The sequence below is a fragment of the Streptomyces sp. NPDC048506 genome, assembly GCF_040651315.1.
Classification (GTDB): domain Bacteria; phylum Actinomycetota; class Actinomycetes; order Streptomycetales; family Streptomycetaceae; genus Streptomyces.
In genome coordinates, this window is sequence record NZ_JBEZIX010000077.1 from 21,588 (window position 1) to 35,865 (window position 14,278).

At 73.2% G+C, this 14,278-nt stretch carries 15 protein-coding genes and 2 pseudogenes; 7 read left to right on the forward strand and 10 right to left on the reverse strand.

The features are described 5' to 3' along the window. Positions 1-28 precede the first annotated feature (28 nt). The 3 genes from dacB to AB0C96_RS39610 all read right to left on the reverse strand — a co-directional run bounded on the left by dacB (position 29) and on the right by AB0C96_RS39610 (position 2,947). The gene (gene dacB, locus AB0C96_RS39600) at positions 29-1,651 is read right to left on the reverse strand and encodes a D-alanyl-D-alanine carboxypeptidase/D-alanyl-D-alanine-endopeptidase (RefSeq protein ID WP_362924724.1); all 1,623 of its coding nucleotides are present in this window, start codon (positions 1,649-1,651) and stop codon (positions 29-31) included. 83 nt (positions 1,652-1,734) lie between these two features. Then, positions 1,735-2,220, reverse strand: a complete 486-nt coding sequence (locus tag AB0C96_RS39605; protein WP_362924725.1) for a hypothetical protein — start codon at positions 2,218-2,220, stop codon at positions 1,735-1,737. A 160-nt stretch (positions 2,221-2,380) separates the two neighbouring features. Continuing rightward, on the reverse strand, positions 2,381-2,947 hold the full coding sequence (locus AB0C96_RS39610; protein WP_362924753.1) for a TetR family transcriptional regulator: 567 nt from the start codon (positions 2,945-2,947) through the stop codon (positions 2,381-2,383). A 181-nt stretch (positions 2,948-3,128) separates the two neighbouring features. Between AB0C96_RS39610 and AB0C96_RS39615 the strand changes: the two genes are divergently transcribed. The 4 genes from AB0C96_RS39615 to AB0C96_RS39630 all read left to right on the forward strand — a co-directional run bounded on the left by AB0C96_RS39615 (position 3,129) and on the right by AB0C96_RS39630 (position 5,889). Further along, the gene (locus tag AB0C96_RS39615) at positions 3,129-4,319 is read left to right on the forward strand and encodes a cytochrome P450 (protein WP_362924727.1); all 1,191 of its coding nucleotides are present in this window, start codon (positions 3,129-3,131) and stop codon (positions 4,317-4,319) included. Positions 4,320-4,325: 6 nt separating this feature from the next. Then, positions 4,326-4,541 carry a ferredoxin gene (locus AB0C96_RS39620; protein WP_362924729.1) on the forward strand — a complete coding sequence of 72 codons (216 nt, stop codon included), beginning with the start codon at positions 4,326-4,328 and terminating at the stop codon, positions 4,539-4,541. A 173-nt stretch (positions 4,542-4,714) separates the two neighbouring features. Continuing rightward, positions 4,715-5,416: a metallophosphoesterase family protein gene (locus AB0C96_RS39625; protein WP_362924731.1), complete on the forward strand. Its 702-nt coding sequence runs from the start codon at positions 4,715-4,717 to the stop codon at positions 5,414-5,416. An 83-nt stretch (positions 5,417-5,499) separates the two neighbouring features. Further along, positions 5,500-5,889, forward strand: coding sequence for a DCC1-like thiol-disulfide oxidoreductase family protein (locus tag AB0C96_RS39630; protein ID WP_362924733.1), 390 nt, complete (start codon positions 5,500-5,502; stop codon positions 5,887-5,889). Positions 5,890-5,943: 54 nt separating this feature from the next. Here the strand turns inward: AB0C96_RS39630 and AB0C96_RS39635 are convergent, their stop codons facing one another. Both AB0C96_RS39635 and AB0C96_RS39640 read right to left on the reverse strand, forming a co-directional pair. Next, positions 5,944-7,212: an APC family permease gene (locus AB0C96_RS39635; RefSeq protein ID WP_362924735.1), complete on the reverse strand. Its 1,269-nt coding sequence runs from the start codon at positions 7,210-7,212 to the stop codon at positions 5,944-5,946. A gap of 182 nt (positions 7,213-7,394) precedes the next feature. After that, positions 7,395-7,619, reverse strand: a pseudogene (locus AB0C96_RS39640) (arsenic transporter); the annotation flags it as partial. A 252-nt stretch (positions 7,620-7,871) separates the two neighbouring features. On the opposite strand from AB0C96_RS39640, the gene AB0C96_RS39645 reads away from it, so the two are divergent. The 3 genes from AB0C96_RS39645 to AB0C96_RS39655 all read left to right on the forward strand — a co-directional run bounded on the left by AB0C96_RS39645 (position 7,872) and on the right by AB0C96_RS39655 (position 10,013). Beyond that, on the forward strand, positions 7,872-8,861 hold the full coding sequence (locus AB0C96_RS39645; RefSeq protein ID WP_362924737.1) for a threonine/serine dehydratase: 990 nt from the start codon (positions 7,872-7,874) through the stop codon (positions 8,859-8,861). A gap of 120 nt (positions 8,862-8,981) precedes the next feature. Continuing rightward, positions 8,982-9,173: a DUF1918 domain-containing protein gene (locus AB0C96_RS39650; protein WP_362924739.1), complete on the forward strand. Its 192-nt coding sequence runs from the start codon at positions 8,982-8,984 to the stop codon at positions 9,171-9,173. A gap of 93 nt (positions 9,174-9,266) precedes the next feature. Next, the gene (locus AB0C96_RS39655) at positions 9,267-10,013 is read left to right on the forward strand and encodes a serine hydrolase (protein ID WP_362924741.1); all 747 of its coding nucleotides are present in this window, start codon (positions 9,267-9,269) and stop codon (positions 10,011-10,013) included. A gap of 69 nt (positions 10,014-10,082) precedes the next feature. On the opposite strand, the gene AB0C96_RS39660 is transcribed toward AB0C96_RS39655, so the two are convergent. The 5 genes and pseudogenes from AB0C96_RS39660 to AB0C96_RS39680 form a co-directional block, all read right to left on the reverse strand. Then, positions 10,083-11,360, reverse strand: a complete 1,278-nt coding sequence (locus AB0C96_RS39660; protein ID WP_362924743.1) for a PP2C family protein-serine/threonine phosphatase — start codon at positions 11,358-11,360, stop codon at positions 10,083-10,085. A 116-nt stretch (positions 11,361-11,476) separates the two neighbouring features. Further along, positions 11,477-12,727 carry an MFS transporter gene (locus tag AB0C96_RS39665; protein ID WP_362924745.1) on the reverse strand — a complete coding sequence of 417 codons (1,251 nt, stop codon included), beginning with the start codon at positions 12,725-12,727 and terminating at the stop codon, positions 11,477-11,479. Continuing rightward, positions 12,718-13,245 (reverse strand): MarR family winged helix-turn-helix transcriptional regulator, encoded by a 528-nt coding sequence (locus tag AB0C96_RS39670; protein WP_362924747.1) that lies wholly within the window; start codon positions 13,243-13,245, stop codon positions 12,718-12,720. Before AB0C96_RS39670 ends, AB0C96_RS39665 begins: the two co-directional genes overlap by 10 nt. A 56-nt stretch (positions 13,246-13,301) precedes the next feature. Then, positions 13,302-13,784, reverse strand: coding sequence for an ATP-binding protein (locus tag AB0C96_RS39675; RefSeq protein ID WP_362924749.1), 483 nt, complete (start codon positions 13,782-13,784; stop codon positions 13,302-13,304). A gap of 215 nt (positions 13,785-13,999) precedes the next feature. Beyond that, positions 14,000-14,278: pseudogene (locus AB0C96_RS39680) on the reverse strand (carbohydrate ABC transporter permease); the annotation flags it as partial.

Sequence of the window (14,278 nt, forward strand, 5' to 3'; positions counted from 1 at the left end):
CCGCGTTCCGTCCCCGCCGGCCGTGGGGTCAGCCGGGCCGGCGCTGTTGCAGGAGGGCGGCGACGCCGGCCACGTCGTCCCCGACGCGCAGGACAGCGTCGACATCGGCGCGGGAGGTCGACGCACCGTTCACTCCGGCGAAGAACACCTCGAACGTCCCCTTGCCGGTCTCCAGGTAGCCGGCCGTGGTCTCGGCACCCACCGCCAGCCGGTCGTTGAGCAGGTCCCCGCCCGCCACGGTGCCGGTCTTGGCGAAGACCTTGCCGCGTGACGGGCAGTCACGACAGGAGTCAGCGAGGGTGCCGTCGACGCCCAGGATCGGCAGCGACTCGCGGAACCGCCGGGCGTCGGGGGTGTGCTGCCAGTACGTCAGGATCTGCGCCAGGGCCCGCGGGGTGGTCCGGTCGACGGGGTCGCCGCCCCGACCGTCGGCGAGCTGTACGGCCTTGCGGTCCACCTTGGCACCGTCCAGGAACGCCGCGAGCACGGGGAAGCCGTCCGCGCAGTCGGTGCTTCGTGCCCGCGTCGCCATCAGGCAGATCCCCAGGTTCGCCCCGAGGTTGTGGCTCACCTTGAGGATCAGCTCGGCGTAGTCGGCGTACGGCGGGGAGGTGTAGCGGGCGACCGTGCGGGCGCCCCGGTAGGAGGCCGGCAGTCGGCCGGCCGGGTTGGGGCCGACGGCGTTCGCCCGGACCTCGACCCCGGCCCGTTTCAGCGCCTCGATCATGGCGGTCCGGCCGAAGGCGTTGGGGTCCTTGACCCGGGACACCCGCAGGACCGGGGCGGAGCCGGCGGCGATGGTGCCGGAGAGCCGGATCCGGGTGCCGTCCGCGGACGTCGCCACGTCGATGTCGCCGGGCCGGCCCGCCGCGACGGTGCGCACGGTCGAGGTGACGCGGTACGGCGCGACCTTCGGGCGGACGTCCAGCCCGGCGGGGGCGCCCGCCCTGTTGCCGGGTGAGGTCAGCAGGTCGATGACGTTGTCGTTGAGGATCAGCGGGGTGGGCGTCGGGGCGAGTGCCGGGTCGGGCCGGAACAGCCGGGGGTCGATGATCACGTCGCCGTCGACCCGCCGGATGCCCGCGGCGCGCACCTGCCGGGCGAGCTGGTCGAGGCCGGCCAGCGGGTTCTCGGGGGTGAGGGTGGCTCCGGGGATGTCGTTGGCGTAGGTGTGGTCGATGGTGGTGTAGGCGAGGGTGCCGTCCTTGCGGGTTCGGCCGCCCAGGCTCAGGTCGCCCTGGGCGACCAGGTCCAGATCGCCCCTGAGCGTCCCGTTCCGGAGCTGCTGCCCGACGGCGTGCACCGGCGTGACGAAGCGGTGGTCGCCGCCGAGGGTGTGCCAGGTTCCGCTGACGCCGAAGAGTTTGGCCGTCGACCCGGGGATGAAGAACTGGTCGGCGTCACGGGACCGGACCACCGTGCCGGTCCGCGGGTTCTGCTCGAACAGCCCCCACCGGGCGTGCCGGTACTCGGGCTTGCGCATGATCGCCTCGATGCGCGGGTCGAGGCGCGGGGCACGGCGTTCGGGTCCCGGCGAGGGGGGCGGGGTCGCCTGGACGAGGCCGGCGGCGACGGCGCCGACGGCCAGCAGCACGGCCAGGGTGCGGAGGGCGCGCGGTGGGATCCTGCGGCGCACGACGGAGGGGGACATGCGGACTCCACGACCGGCACGGCAGTGGGCCCGGACGGACGGTTCCCCCCGGGCCCACTGCGGGACTGTGTGTCTTACGGGCGTCAGACGAGGCCGAGCACTCCGAGGCCGAGCAGGCCGTCACGGCCCAGGCCGTAGCCGTAGCCGGTGCCGTAGTGGTTGTCCTCGCGGCGGTCGTCGTCGCGACGGTCATCCTTGCGGTCGTCGTCGCGACGACGGTCGTCCTTGCGGTCGTCGTCCTTGCGGTCGTCGTCACGGCGGCGGTCGTCCCGGCGGTGGTCGTCACGCTCGTAGCCGTCGCGGCTGTCACGGTTGTAGTCGTCATCACGGCGGTCGCGGTCGCGGTCGCGACCGTAACCGTCGCGGCCGTGGCTCCCCTTGCCGGCCCGGTGCCGGTCGGTGTCCTGGCGGTCGGCTTGCTGGCCCGTGTCGCAGCGCTGCGAGAAGCACTGCATGTGCACGGTGCCGGGGGCCGCGGTCGCGGCGGTGGCGGCGCCTGCCGTCGGCACCGCCAGGGCAGCCGCGGTCAGGCCGGCCACTGCGACGCCGCGAGGGATCGAACGGAGCATTTTTCCACCTTCACTCGACTCGGCAGAAGAGGGGTATTCTTCTCTGCAATCGCGACGATAAAGTGGCATTTGTCCATTCGGTCGAGACCCGCCGCGGAGTCACTGGAACGCAGCAGGGACTGCGACACACCCCACCCCGATCCGCCCCGGCACCGGCCGGTCATCCGCCCTTCCCACCGCCGTCCGCACCCGCTGACGCACCCTCCGCCGGCAGGCTCTCCAGCAGGTTCCCCAACGTGCCCACGACGAGCGCGCAGACCGTGTCGGGGTCGGCGCTCGCCAGCGGCTCCTTGCCGACGACCACCCGCATCAGGCCGATCCCCAACAGCCAGGACAGCGCCAGATCGGCACGGAGTCCACCGTGGTCGGACGTGGAGAGCGTGGCGAGGACCTCGGCGTACTCCTCCCCCAGCCCCCGCAGCGCCTCCCCGATCTCGTCGCTGCCGCCGATGGAGCGCAGACACACCTCCAGCGCGCGGTCGGCGCCCTCGCCGCCATCGGCCAGCATGCCGCGCAGCGCCACCTCGAACAGCCGCTCCGCGGGGGTGGTGCGCAGCTGCTCCTGGCCGCCGCGCGCCATCACCTCCCCGAACAGGGCCTTCTTCGAGCCAAAGTAGCGGAACAACAGGGCCTGGTTGGCCCCGGCGCGGGCCGCGATGTCGCGTACCGTCGCGCGCTCGTAACCGCGCTCCGCGAACAGCTCCGAGGCCGCGTCCAGCAACCGCATCCGGGTGCCCTGCGCGTCCCGGCGGTAGGTGTTCGCCGGGCCGCTCCGCAAGGTCTCCTCCACCGTCACGTCACGCTCCTCTCCGACGGTCCGTCACCATGACGGCCGCAATGCGTCGTTGACCACTCCGGCGGAGCGGCCTACCTTCTTGTAAGCAGGTGCTTACACAAGGGAGGTCACCGTGACCACAGCCGACACAGCACCCCTGTCCTACCCCTTCAATGTTCCCGAGAGCCTTGAGCTTTCCGAAGCGTACGAGCAGGCCCGCAACCGCCCGGGACTGCTGAAGGTACAGATGGCCTACGGAGAGCCCGCCTGGCTCGTCACCCGTTACGCCGAGGCCCGGTTCGTCCTCGGCGACGCGCGCTTCAGCCGCGCGGAGGGGGCCCTGCACGACGAGCCCCGGCAGTCCGAGGGCCGTCGCGACAGTGGCATCCTGGGCATGGACCCGCCCGACCACACCAGGCTGCGCACGCTGGTGGCCAAGGCTTTCACGGTCCGTCAGGTCGAGAGGCTCAGGCCCCAGGTCAAGCAGCTGACGGAGGGGCTCCTCGACGAGCTCAAGGCCGCCGGTCCGCCGGTCGATCTGGTGGACCGTTTCGCGCTGCCCATCCCCGTCGCCGTGATCTGCCGCCTGCTCGGCGTACCCACCGAGGACCGGCCGCGCTTCCGGGTGTGGAGCGACGCCGCGCTGTCGACGAGTTCCCTCACCGCGGCGGAGTTCGACGCCAACCTCGAAGAACTCCGGGCCTATATGGGGCAGTTGATCGAGGAGCACCGGCGCGCTCCGCAGGACGACCTGATGACGGCGCTCATCGACGCCCGGGACGTCGACGACCGCCTCTCCGAGCTCGAACTCGTCGACCTGTGCGTGGGCATCCTGGTCGCCGGCCACGAGACCACCGCCACCCAGATACCCAACTTCGTCCTCGCCTTGTTGGAGCACCCCGAACAACTCGCCCTGCTGCGCGAGCGTCCGGAGCTGATCGGTGGCGCGGTGGAGGAGTTACTCCGGTTCGTCCCGCTGGGCAGCGGTGCGGGCCAGCCCCGCTACGCCAAGGAAGACATCGATGTCGGCGGCACGCTGGTACGGGCCGGCACACCGGTCCTGGTGGCCGTGGGCGCCGCCAACCGCGACGCCCTGCGCTTCGACTCACCCGGCACCCTGGACATCTCCCGCTCCGGCAACCAGCACCTCGGCTTCGGCCACGGCGTCCACCACTGCCTGGGCGCCCCGCTCGCCCGCCTGGAACTCCAGGAGGCGCTCGGCGGCCTGATCACGCGCTTCCCGACGCTCCGTCTGGCCGGTGACATCGAGTGGAAGAGCCAGATGCTGGTCCGCGGCCCGCGGGTCATGCCGGTGGGGTGGTGAGCGGCCATGACGTGGAAGGTGGAGATCGACCCGCACCAGTGCATCGCCTCGGGCTCCTGTGCCGCAATCGCCCCTGATCTGTTCACCGTTGACGGCGCCCACGCCCGTCCGCGCGAGGAGCGGATCGAGGAGGACGAGCGGGCCCTTGACGCCGCCGATGTGTGCCCCGCCCTCGCCCTGACCGTCCGGGACGGCGAGAACGTCATCGGCCCCCGGCCGTAACCGTCCCCGTCGTGCCGGGGACGCCTCCCCGGCACGACGGGGCTCCGGGCCCGGGCTACGCGGGGAGCGAAACCCCTCGCACCGGGAGGGGCGGCGTCGCACCGTGGTGACCATGCCGAACCGAGTAGCCCGTCCTGTCCGACGTCCACGGGGTCCTGCCTGCACTGGAGGCGGTGCTCGCCGAGCCGGAGGTGCGCGCCGCGGAGCGCATCGTGCTGACCGGTGACATCGCCGCCGGGCCACAGCCGGCCCAGGTCCTGGACCTGCTCCTGGAGCTCGGGGACCGGGTGGACTGGGTCGGCGGCAACGCCGACCGCGAACTCCTCGAATACCGCCGTGGGCTGCGCGACACCATCGAGGACCCCATCGGCCCCTGGGCCGCCGAACAGCTCCGCCCGGACCACCTCGACCTGCTCGCCCGACTGCCCCGGTCGCTCCGCCTGCCCGTGCACGGCATGGGCGAGGTCGTGTTCTGCCACGCCACCCCACGCGACGACGAGGAAGTCGTGCTGGTCGACTCCCGGCTCGACCGGTGGCGCGAGGTGCTCGGCGCACTCGACCCCGACGTCCGTACGGTGGTGTGCGGCCACACCCATATGCCCTTCGTACGGCTCGCCCACGGCCGGCTGGTGGTCAACCCCGGCAGCGTCGGCATGCCGTACGGCCGGAGCGGCGCCCACTGGGCGCTGCTGGGGCCCGGGGTCGAGCTGCGGACCACCGATTTCGACATCGGGACCGCCGTCGCCCGGGTCACCCGCGAGTGCTCCTACCCCGAGGCCGCGCAGTGGGCCGACTACTACCTCCACGCACGCGCCACCGACGCCGAGGCGCTCGCCGCCTTCGGGCCACGGGACGGTCGCGACGGGACGGTGTGATGCCGTTCGCGGGCGTCGCGGCCCGGCTGATCGTTTCCGTGCCCCTCACCGCCGCCACGGCGGCACGGCGGCATGATGGGGACATGAGGACTCGACCCCTACTCGTCTTCGACGGGGACTGCGGCTTCTGCACCACGTCGGTGGCGTTCGCCGAGCGGTACATCCGGCCCCGATGTGCCGTCACGGCCTGGCAGTTCGCGGACCTGGAAGCGCTCGGCATCGCACCGGAACGCGCCGCGCACGAAGTGCTGTGGGTGACGCCGACCGGGACGGTGTACGGCGGTGCCCACGCGGTGGCGAAGCTGCTGATGAGCGCCGGCCGGGGGTGGGCGCCGCTGGGCGCGCTGCTCGCCCTGCCCCCGCTGCGGTGGGCTGCCCACGGGGTGTACCGGCTCGTCGCCGACAACCGCCAGCGGATGCCGGGCGGTACGGCGGCGTGTGCGCTGCCCGAGAACCGCCCGGCACATCCGTAGGACGCCCGTGGCGTGTGGGGGCGCCGGCGGGATCTCACAAGGTCGCGGATGTGCCTACCCGCGCCCCGGGAGCGCCGTGCGCACCCCGTAGGCCAGGGCTCCGACGGCGAGCACGGCGACGCCGGAGAGCACGGCGGTGACGGGCAGCGAGAAGGCCAGACCCAGGCAGCCGGCCAGGCCCAGGACGGGAACGGCCCGGGGCGGGCGGCGCTCCGCGGTCGTGAGGGTGAGGGCGGCGGCGTTGGCGACGGCGTAGTAGGCCAGCACGCCGAAGGAGGAGAAGCCGATCGCGGCGCGGACGTCGGTGGTCGCGGCGAGCAGCGCCACCACCGCGCCGACCGCGAGTTCGGCGCGGTGCGGAACGTGGAAGCGGGGGTGGACGGCGGCCAGGGAGTGCGGAAGATGCCGGTCGCGGGCCATCGCCAGCGTCGTGCGGGAGACCCCCAGGACCAGCGCGAGGAGGGAGCCGAGGGCGGCCACCGCGGCCCCGACCCGTACGACCGGTGCCAGGCCCGGCGCGCCGGCGGCGCGGACCGCCTCGGTCAGCGGCGCCGACGCGTCCGCGAGCCGGCCGGGGCCGAGCACGGCCAGCACGCCCACGGCGACCGCCGCGTACACCGCCAACGTGATCGCCAGGGCCAGCGGAACCGCCCGCGGAATGGTGCGCTCGGGGTCGCGGACCTCCTCCCCGAGGGTGGCGATCCGCGCATACCCGGCGAAGGCGAAGAACAGCAGGCCGGCCGCCTGGAGCACCCCGCCGACGGTGGCGTCCGCGCCGACGTCCAACCGTCCGGCGCGGGCGGCGGCCCCGGTCAGGCAGGCCGTGAGGACCGCGGCGAGGACCGCGAGCACGATCGCGACGATCACCCGGGTCAGCCAGGCTGACTTCTGCACCCCGGCGTAGTTGACCGCGGTCAGCGCCACCACGGAGGCGACCGCCACCGCGGGGGCCTGCCCGGGCCACACGTAGGAGCCGACGGTCAGCGCCATGGCTGCGCAGGAGGCGGTCTTCCCGACGACGAAACCCCACCCGGCGAGGTAGCCCCAGAACGCACCGAGCCGCTCACGGCCGTAGACGTAGGTGCCGCCCGACGCCGGGTAACGGGCCGCCAGTCGCGCCGAGGACGTCGCATTGCAGTACGCCACCACCGCCGCGACCGCCAGCCCGACCAGCAGCCCCGAACCGGCCGCGCCGGCGGCCGGCGCCAGCGCCGCGAAGATCCCCGCGCCGATCATCGACCCCAGACCGATCGTCACGGCGTCGAAGACCCCCAACCGCCGCTGCAAGCCGCCGCCCTGAGCCGGGGCCTCAGCCTCGTTCATCGCCCGTCCTTCCCCATGGGCGGTGCCGCCCCGCGCCGTGGTGTGCCGTGGCGACCGCCCTCGTGGCGGCCACCACCACGGCGGGCAGTCTGCCAGGCGGGGTGGCGCGGCGGGAGGGGCGTCCGGGCCGGCCCGGTGGTTCGGGGCCGCTCCGTCGCGGGGCACCCCGGCCGTCCGGCCCACAGCTGGGCCAGGACGAGCACCGCCGCGAGGAAGCCGATCACCGGTCCCAACCGCTCCGCCTCGGCGCGGGCGTGCTCCAGGGTGATCGCACCGGTGGCGATGACCACCCCCGCGGCCGGGACGGCGACCACCGCCTCCGGCCAGCCCTACGGGCGCAGCACCGCGGCCGCCAGGACGAGCAGGAGCAGGGTGACGGAGAGTGCTTCCGCGAGTGGGGCGTTCAGGGTCGGATCCTCTTCCCCATCGGGCGAACGGCTACGAACGGCGCTCCCGGCCGGGAGCGCGCCGCCCGGGGCCCGGACCATGGTCTCCCGCGCCTTCAGGCGGCCGGCCACCGGGCCCCCCGGCTACTGGGCCACCGGGCCCTGGGCCCCAGGCCGAGCGGATCAGCGGGGGCCGGCCACGTACGATCCGTAGCAGGAGCCGGACCGGAGTCGGAGCCGGAACCGGAGTCGGAACGGCAGGAGGGGGCCGCAATGATCACCATCGAGGACATCGAGGCGGCAGCGCGGCGGATCGGCGGACGGGTCCGGCGCACCCCCGTCGTCGAGGTGACGCCCGAGGCCGGGGCGCCCGAGGCCGGGGCGCCCGAGGCCGGGGCGCCCGAGGCCGGGGCGCCCGCCGGGCGGCTGTGGTTCAAGCTGGAATTCCTTCAGCACACCGGCTCGTTCAAGGCCCGCGGTGCCCTCAACCACCTGCTCGCCGCGGCCGAGCGGGGCCGGCTGCCGGACGCCGGCGTGGTCGCCGCCTCCGGTGGCAACGCGGGGCTCGCCTTCGCCCACGCCGCGGACCGACTCGGCGTCCATGCCGAGGTGTTCGTGCCCGAAACCGCGCCCGAGGTGAAGGTCGCCCGGCTGCGTGCGCTCGGCGCGGACGTGGTGCAGGTCGGCGTGCGGTACGCCGATGCCTACGACGCCGCGACCAAGCGGGCCGAGGACCGTGGAGCGCTGTTCTGCCACGCCTACGACCAGCCCGCCGTCTGTGCAGGCCAGGGCACGCTCGGCCCGGAACTGCTGGAGCAGACCGGCGGGGAGCTGGACACCGTCCTCGTGGCGGTGGGCGGCGGCGGGCTGATGGCCGGCGTCGCCACCGCGCTGGAGGGCCGGGCGAGGGTCGTCGCCGTCGAGCCCGAGAACGCCCCGACGCTGCATGCGGCGCTGGCCGCGGACCGCCCGGTGGACGTGTCGGTCTCCGGCGTGGCCGCGGACTCGCTCGGCGCGAGCCGCGTCGGTGAGATCGCCTTCGACGTCGCCCGACGCACCGGCGTCGCCTCGCTGCTCGTCCCCGACGCGGCCATCGTGCACGCGCGGCGCACGCTGTGGGACCGGTACCGGGTGGCCGTCGAGCACGGCACGGCCGCCGCGGCCGCCGCCCTGTTCACCGGCACCCACCGGCCCGCACCGGGCGAACGCGTCGCCGTCCTTCTCTGCGGCGCGAACACCGACCCCTCGGACCTGGTCGGCTGACGCGGCGAAGGGCACACCCGCCCCGTTCGAGTGACTGCGGACATATCCCCGATCGCCCGGGGTACCTCCGCGATGTTCGGCAACACAACGTCGAGGACTGCGCAGAGAAAGGCGAACAATATGCGGGCGAGCGTGGGTGACCGACTCCTGGTCCACGGGCGGATCGTGGGCCAGCACGACCGGACGGCGGAGATCATCGAAGTGCTGGGGGAGAACGGCTCGCCGCCCTACCGTGTCCGGTTCGAGGACGGCCACGAGACCCTCATGAGCCCCGGGCCGGACACGGTCGTACGCGCCTTCTCGTCCGACTGAACCGGGCCGGGCCGACGGGGAACGGCCGGCGGACACCCCCACGATGGCCGGTGCGCGCCGCTTGCTGACGGAACATCACGGCTACCATGAAGCGTGCTTTCGGTTGTCGTGGCGCCGTGGCGGCGCACTCCGGTGGTGCTGCGGAATGCGGAGGTGCCGCACGACGCGGCCAGCACCATGAAGATGGCCGTGCTGGCGGCCCTGTACCGCAGCGGTGTGGACATGGACGCGGCCGTGCCCGTGGTGAACCACTTCCGGTCCGTCACCGGTCGGACCTACCGCATCAGTCGCGAGTCGGACAGCGATCCGGTGCCCTGGGACCGGCTGGGCGGCACGGCGCCGCTGCGCTGGCTCGCCGCGCGGATGGTCACCCACTCGTCGAACCTCGCCACCAACCTGTGCCTGGCGCAGGTGGGGCACGACGCCGTGGCCCGCGTATGGCAGCGGGCCCAGGCCACCGGCAGCGCCAGCCCGCGCGGGATCGAGGACCACGCCGGCCGCGCGGCCGGCTTCCGCAACCGGGTGACCGCCCTCGACCTCGTACGGCTGTTGGCTTCCCTGGAGCCCGAGCTGCTCTCCCTGCTGGAGGGGAACGTCCATCGGGTCGACCTCGCCGCGGGACTGCCGCCCGGTACCCGGCTGGCCGGGAAGAACGGGTGGTTCCCCGGAGTGCGGCACAGCGCCGCCGTGGTCCACCCTGACGACGCCGCCCCGTACGCGCTCGCCGTCTGCTACAGCGGGCCGCTCGCCTCCGGGCACGACGTCGACGACCCCGCCGCGGGGCTGTTGGCCCGCATCTCCGCCGGTGTCTGGCGGCGTCGCCACTCCCTCCCGGCGTGATGTCGCCGGGCCGCCCCGCTCGTGGGCGGCAGGTGCCTGGTCCGGCGGCGTGACGCCGGGCGGTGGCCCTCAGTGCAGCGGTGCCAGGGGAGCTGCGGTCCGGCGCCGCCCCATGGGTGCAAGGGCGAGGACGGCCACGTCGTCGTGGAAGAGCCGGGTGTGCCGGGGCAGGTCGGTGTTGAGGAACTCGATGACCTCGGCCGGGGGCGGGGCGGGGCGACCGGTGAAACGGTGGTGCAGCCGGTCGAGGAAGGGGTAGAACGCGCCGGTCACATCGCGGGCTTCGATCAGGCCGTCGGTGCAGAGCAACAGGACGTCGCCGGGGCCGAAGGGGTGGGTGTACGCGACGGGGGGTCCGTCGGCGAGGGCACCGAGGCCCAGCGGGAGGGCCGGTGGGCCGGTGAGGGTGATGACCGCGCCGCCGGAGATCAGCACCGGTTCGATGTGGCCGTGGTTGACGATCGTCACATGGCCGCACGACGCGTCGTACTCGATCAGGGCGGCGGTGACGAAGAGTTCGTCGTCGCGCAGCTCCTCCGCTTCCCGGGCCATGCTCCGTTCCATGCGCTGCGCGACCGCCCGCAGGTCCCCGGCGTCGTGGACGGCCTCGCGGAAGGTGCCGAGGAGGTCGGCGACGGTGCGCACCGCCTTCAGCCCCTTGCCGCGGACGTCGCCGATGATGGCGCGGGTACCGGCCTCGGTGGGGCGGATGTCGTAGAGGTCGCCGCCGACCATGGTGCCGGCCTCCGCGGACCGGTAGAGGCCGGCCGCCAGGACGTGTCCCACCTCGTGCGGGATCGGCCGGAGCAGAGTGCGCATCAGGGCCTCGGCCACCGAGTGGGCGTGCACCAAGTGCCGCTCCTGGCGCCTTCGGTGGACGGCCAGCACCACGCCGAGGAGACCCACCATCCCGGTGGCGATGTACGCGGCGACGTAGTGGTTCTCCCACAGCTGGTGGATGTTGCGGCCGGTGCAGCACGGGGTGCCGGCCAGCACTCCTTCCAGGCCGATGGCGAAGACCGCGGTCAGGGCGACGCTGACCGGGCCGAGGGTGTACGCGGCGGTCACCGGCAGGGCGATCAGCAGGAAGCTGACCGCCCAGAAGGCGGGGGTCACGGGTTCGAGCAGCAGGACGATCACGACGTAGGCGACGGGCAGCCAGCGCAGGGCCGCGGGCGGGCGGGGCACCTCGAAGCTGCTGTTCTCCACGTCGCCCGCGGTGTCGACCAGCCGCACCGGCCCGTCGGCGGGACGGCCGCGGCCCGACCGGTCCTGTCGGTTCCCCGTCCGGTCCCGTGGGCCACGGCCGATCCGCTCGCGGATCCGCGCGGGCCACCTGTACACCATGGACTCCTGATGCGCTGACGCGACCGTCATCAATGGCCACACCCTGACGCAGCCGGCCCACGGGAGGCCGCCATTACTCCCCTCATCGGCATGTCAGCGCCGCGGCACTCCGCCCCCTAGTCGGACGTCGCCTGCCGGGGTGCCGCTGTCGAGAACCAGCGCAGGCCCGGTGTGGTCGCGGCGATCAGGGTGACCGCGGTGATGCACAGCAGGCCGCCGCTGATCACGGCGGTGGCGCCGGACGTCGCGCCGGCGAGCAGACCGCCGCGCATGTTGCCGAGGTCCGGACCGGCCTGGCCGACGATCTGCTCCGCCGCGCCGACCCGGCCGAGCAGGGCGTCCGGGGTGTGCAGTTGCACGATGGTGCTCCGGGACACCACGGAGACGGTGTCGGCGGCACCGGCCACGGCCAGGAAGAACAGGGCGGCCCAGCGGTCGGACGCCAGCCCGAACAGGGCCAGGGCCGCTCCCCAGGCGGCCGATCCGCCGAGCATGACCAGACCGGGTCGGGACAGGCGGGTGTACGTACCGGAGAACAGCGAGGCGAGGATGCCGCCGAGGGCCATCGCGGTGAGGAACAGCCCGAGGGCGCGCGGGTCGTTGCCGAACCGTTCGGCGTTGAGCAGCGGGAACAGGCCGACCGGCATGGACAGGACGGTGGTGGCCAGGTCGGTGAGCAGCGCGCCCCGGACGGCCGGGGTGCGCACGAGGAAGGCCAGACCGTCCAGCACCCCGCGCGGGCCCGGCCGGGCCGGCTCGCCTCCAGGGCGCATCGTCGGCAGGCCGAAGACGCCGTGGAACGCCATCGCGAAGGTGAGGGCGTCGATCAGGTAGCAGCCGGTGACGCCCAGCCAGCCCAGGACCAGTCCGCCCAGTGCCGGGCCGACCAGCATGGCTCCCTGGAAGGCGATGCGGTGCAGCGCCAGCCCGGCCGCCAGTTGGCTCGTCGGCAGCAGCCGCGGGATGAACGTGCGCGCTGCCGGCCCACCGCCGGCGACGAAGCAGGACTGCACCGCGACCAGCGTCAGCACCCCCGCCACCGGCGCCTGGCCGAGTGCCGCTTGCCCGGCCAGGAGCAGCGAACACCCGGCCTGGCCGGTGGTCATGACGAGGGAGAACCTCCGCCGGTCCACGCGGTCGACGACGGAGCCGGCGAAGAGTCCGAAGGCGACGACCGGGAGGGCCTGGGCCAGGCCGACGGCTCCGGTCCAGACGGCGCTGCCGGTCTGCTGCCAGACCTGGAACAGCACGGCGACGAGCGTCATCTGACTGCCGAACCCGGAACAGGTCCGGCCGATCCACAGCCGCCGGAAGGCGGGCGACTCCCGCAGCGGGGTCACGTCGACCAGCGCACGCCTCATTGCCATGGTTCCCATGCCGGGTCCGCCGCGAGCTTCTCGGTGATCCGGTCATGGAGGCTCTTGCGCTGCAACGCCCGCTCGATGTCGGTGACGACCTGGCTGAGCGGATAGGGCACCTCCGCCTCGATCTCGGCGAGGGCGGCCTCGGTGGCCCGCCACTCCGCCGCGAGCCGACCGGCCATCCGCCGGGCCTTGGGGGTGAGCGTCACCTTCTTGCTCCGGGCGTCGGGGCCCGCGACGGTCCGCACCAGGCCGGCGGCACGCATCGCGGCCACCTTCTGGCTGAGCGCCGAATGGGTGCGGTGCACCGACGCGGCGAGCTGGGTGATGGTCATCGGTCCGTGGGCGTGCAGCCGCAGCAGCTCCATGACGAAGCTCGGCTTGAGCCCGTCGATCCGGGCCTCCTCGTAGACGCGGGCGATGTCGGCGTCCATCGCCTCCTGTAGCAGCCGCAGGGGGCGCCAGAGGCTCTGCTCGGTCGGGTCGGGTGCATCGGTCGGGTCGGGTGCGGGGGCATCGGCCATACCCGGATCGTAACAGTGCTTATATAAGTGCCGTTACGTTTACGTCGGCGGCGGGGTCAGGGGCCGGGGCGCGGCGGGGCGGGAACGCGGGCGAGTGTTGCGCGGACCCATTTGCCGCCCGCGGGGTCCGGCACGCAGGTCCAGGACCGGGCGAGCGCGGCAATGATCGTCAGCCCGCGTCCGCTGTCCTCGTCGTGGTCCGCCGTGCGCTGGACGGGCAGACCTGTGGACCCGTCGTACACCTCGATGTGCAACACCTCGGGCTCCGGCGTCAGCCTGAGGGTGAACACGGCGTCCGGACCGCGCTCGCGCCCGCGTTCGGCCCTCAGTCGGTCGCCGTGGCAGATGGCGTTGGTGGCCAGCTCACAGACGATCAGCACGGCCGCTTCGACGACGTCTTGGACCTCGCCCCACTGCCGCAGGGACGTTGCGGTGAAGTCGCGCGCCTGCCGGGCGGAGGGCAGGACTGCCGGCAGCGTGAGCGAGACGGGCGCCAGTCCGACCTCACGGGCGATGACGCATTCGGCCACAGCAGTCATTTTTCTCAATCCTTCAAGCAAGCGGGTGCGCGAACGGCACGGCCGCACATGCAAAATGCGGTTCTGCTCGAATGAGCACTGGTAGCTCATATATGCAATTACTCCTCCATTAAAGATCCGCACAACGCGGTGTCAATGGTTTTCCGAGGGCCTTTTCAAAGATGAGCTCACACTGCTCACACGAGCGGAATCACCGGCCGCGCACGACGCGGCTTTCATTTCACGGCTCCAAGAGACAGGCCCTGGACGAGTTTGTCCTGGGCGGCGAACCCGGCGATGAGGACGGGGAGGGAGATGACGGTGGCGGCGGCGCACACCTTCGCCAGGAACAGTCCCTGGCTGGTGACGAACCCGGTGAGGAAGACGGGGGCGGTGCCGGCGACGACGCCGGTCAGGACGCGGGCGAAGAGGAGTTCGTTCCAGCTGAAGATGAAGGAGATCAGGGCGGTGGCGGCGATGCCGGGCATGGCGACGGGGGCGACGATGCGGAGGAG

What these genes read in the sequence shown, in the direction of transcription:
- AB0C96_RS39635 (WP_362924735.1), bottom strand. Translation starts at nt 7,212, where the DNA reads ATGAACGAGGCTGAGGCCCCGGCTCAGGGCGGCGGCTTGCAGCGGCGG.
- AB0C96_RS39630 (WP_362924733.1), top strand. Translation starts at nt 5,500, where the DNA reads ATGAGGACTCGACCCCTACTCGTCTTCGACGGGGACTGCGGCTTCTGC.
- AB0C96_RS39605 (WP_362924725.1), bottom strand. Translation starts at nt 2,220, where the DNA reads ATGCTCCGTTCGATCCCTCGCGGCGTCGCAGTGGCCGGCCTGACCGCG.
- AB0C96_RS39675 (WP_362924749.1), bottom strand. Translation starts at nt 13,784, where the DNA reads ATGACTGCTGTGGCCGAATGCGTCATCGCCCGTGAGGTCGGACTGGCG.
- AB0C96_RS39670 (WP_362924747.1), bottom strand. Translation starts at nt 13,245, where the DNA reads ATGGCCGATGCCCCCGCACCCGACCCGACCGATGCACCCGACCCGACC.
- AB0C96_RS39660 (WP_362924743.1), bottom strand. Translation starts at nt 11,360, where the DNA reads ATGGTGTACAGGTGGCCCGCGCGGATCCGCGAGCGGATCGGCCGTGGC.
- AB0C96_RS39645 (WP_362924737.1), top strand. Translation starts at nt 7,872, where the DNA reads ATGATCACCATCGAGGACATCGAGGCGGCAGCGCGGCGGATCGGCGGA.
- AB0C96_RS39665 (WP_362924745.1), bottom strand. Translation starts at nt 12,727, where the DNA reads ATGGCAATGAGGCGTGCGCTGGTCGACGTGACCCCGCTGCGGGAGTCG.
- AB0C96_RS39610 (WP_362924753.1), bottom strand. Translation starts at nt 2,947, where the DNA reads ATGCGGTTGCTGGACGCGGCCTCGGAGCTGTTCGCGGAGCGCGGTTAC.
- AB0C96_RS39620 (WP_362924729.1), top strand. Translation starts at nt 4,326, where the DNA reads ATGACGTGGAAGGTGGAGATCGACCCGCACCAGTGCATCGCCTCGGGC.
- dacB (WP_362924724.1), bottom strand. Translation starts at nt 1,651, where the DNA reads ATGTCCCCCTCCGTCGTGCGCCGCAGGATCCCACCGCGCGCCCTCCGC.
- AB0C96_RS39650 (WP_362924739.1), top strand. Translation starts at nt 8,982, where the DNA reads ATGCGGGCGAGCGTGGGTGACCGACTCCTGGTCCACGGGCGGATCGTG.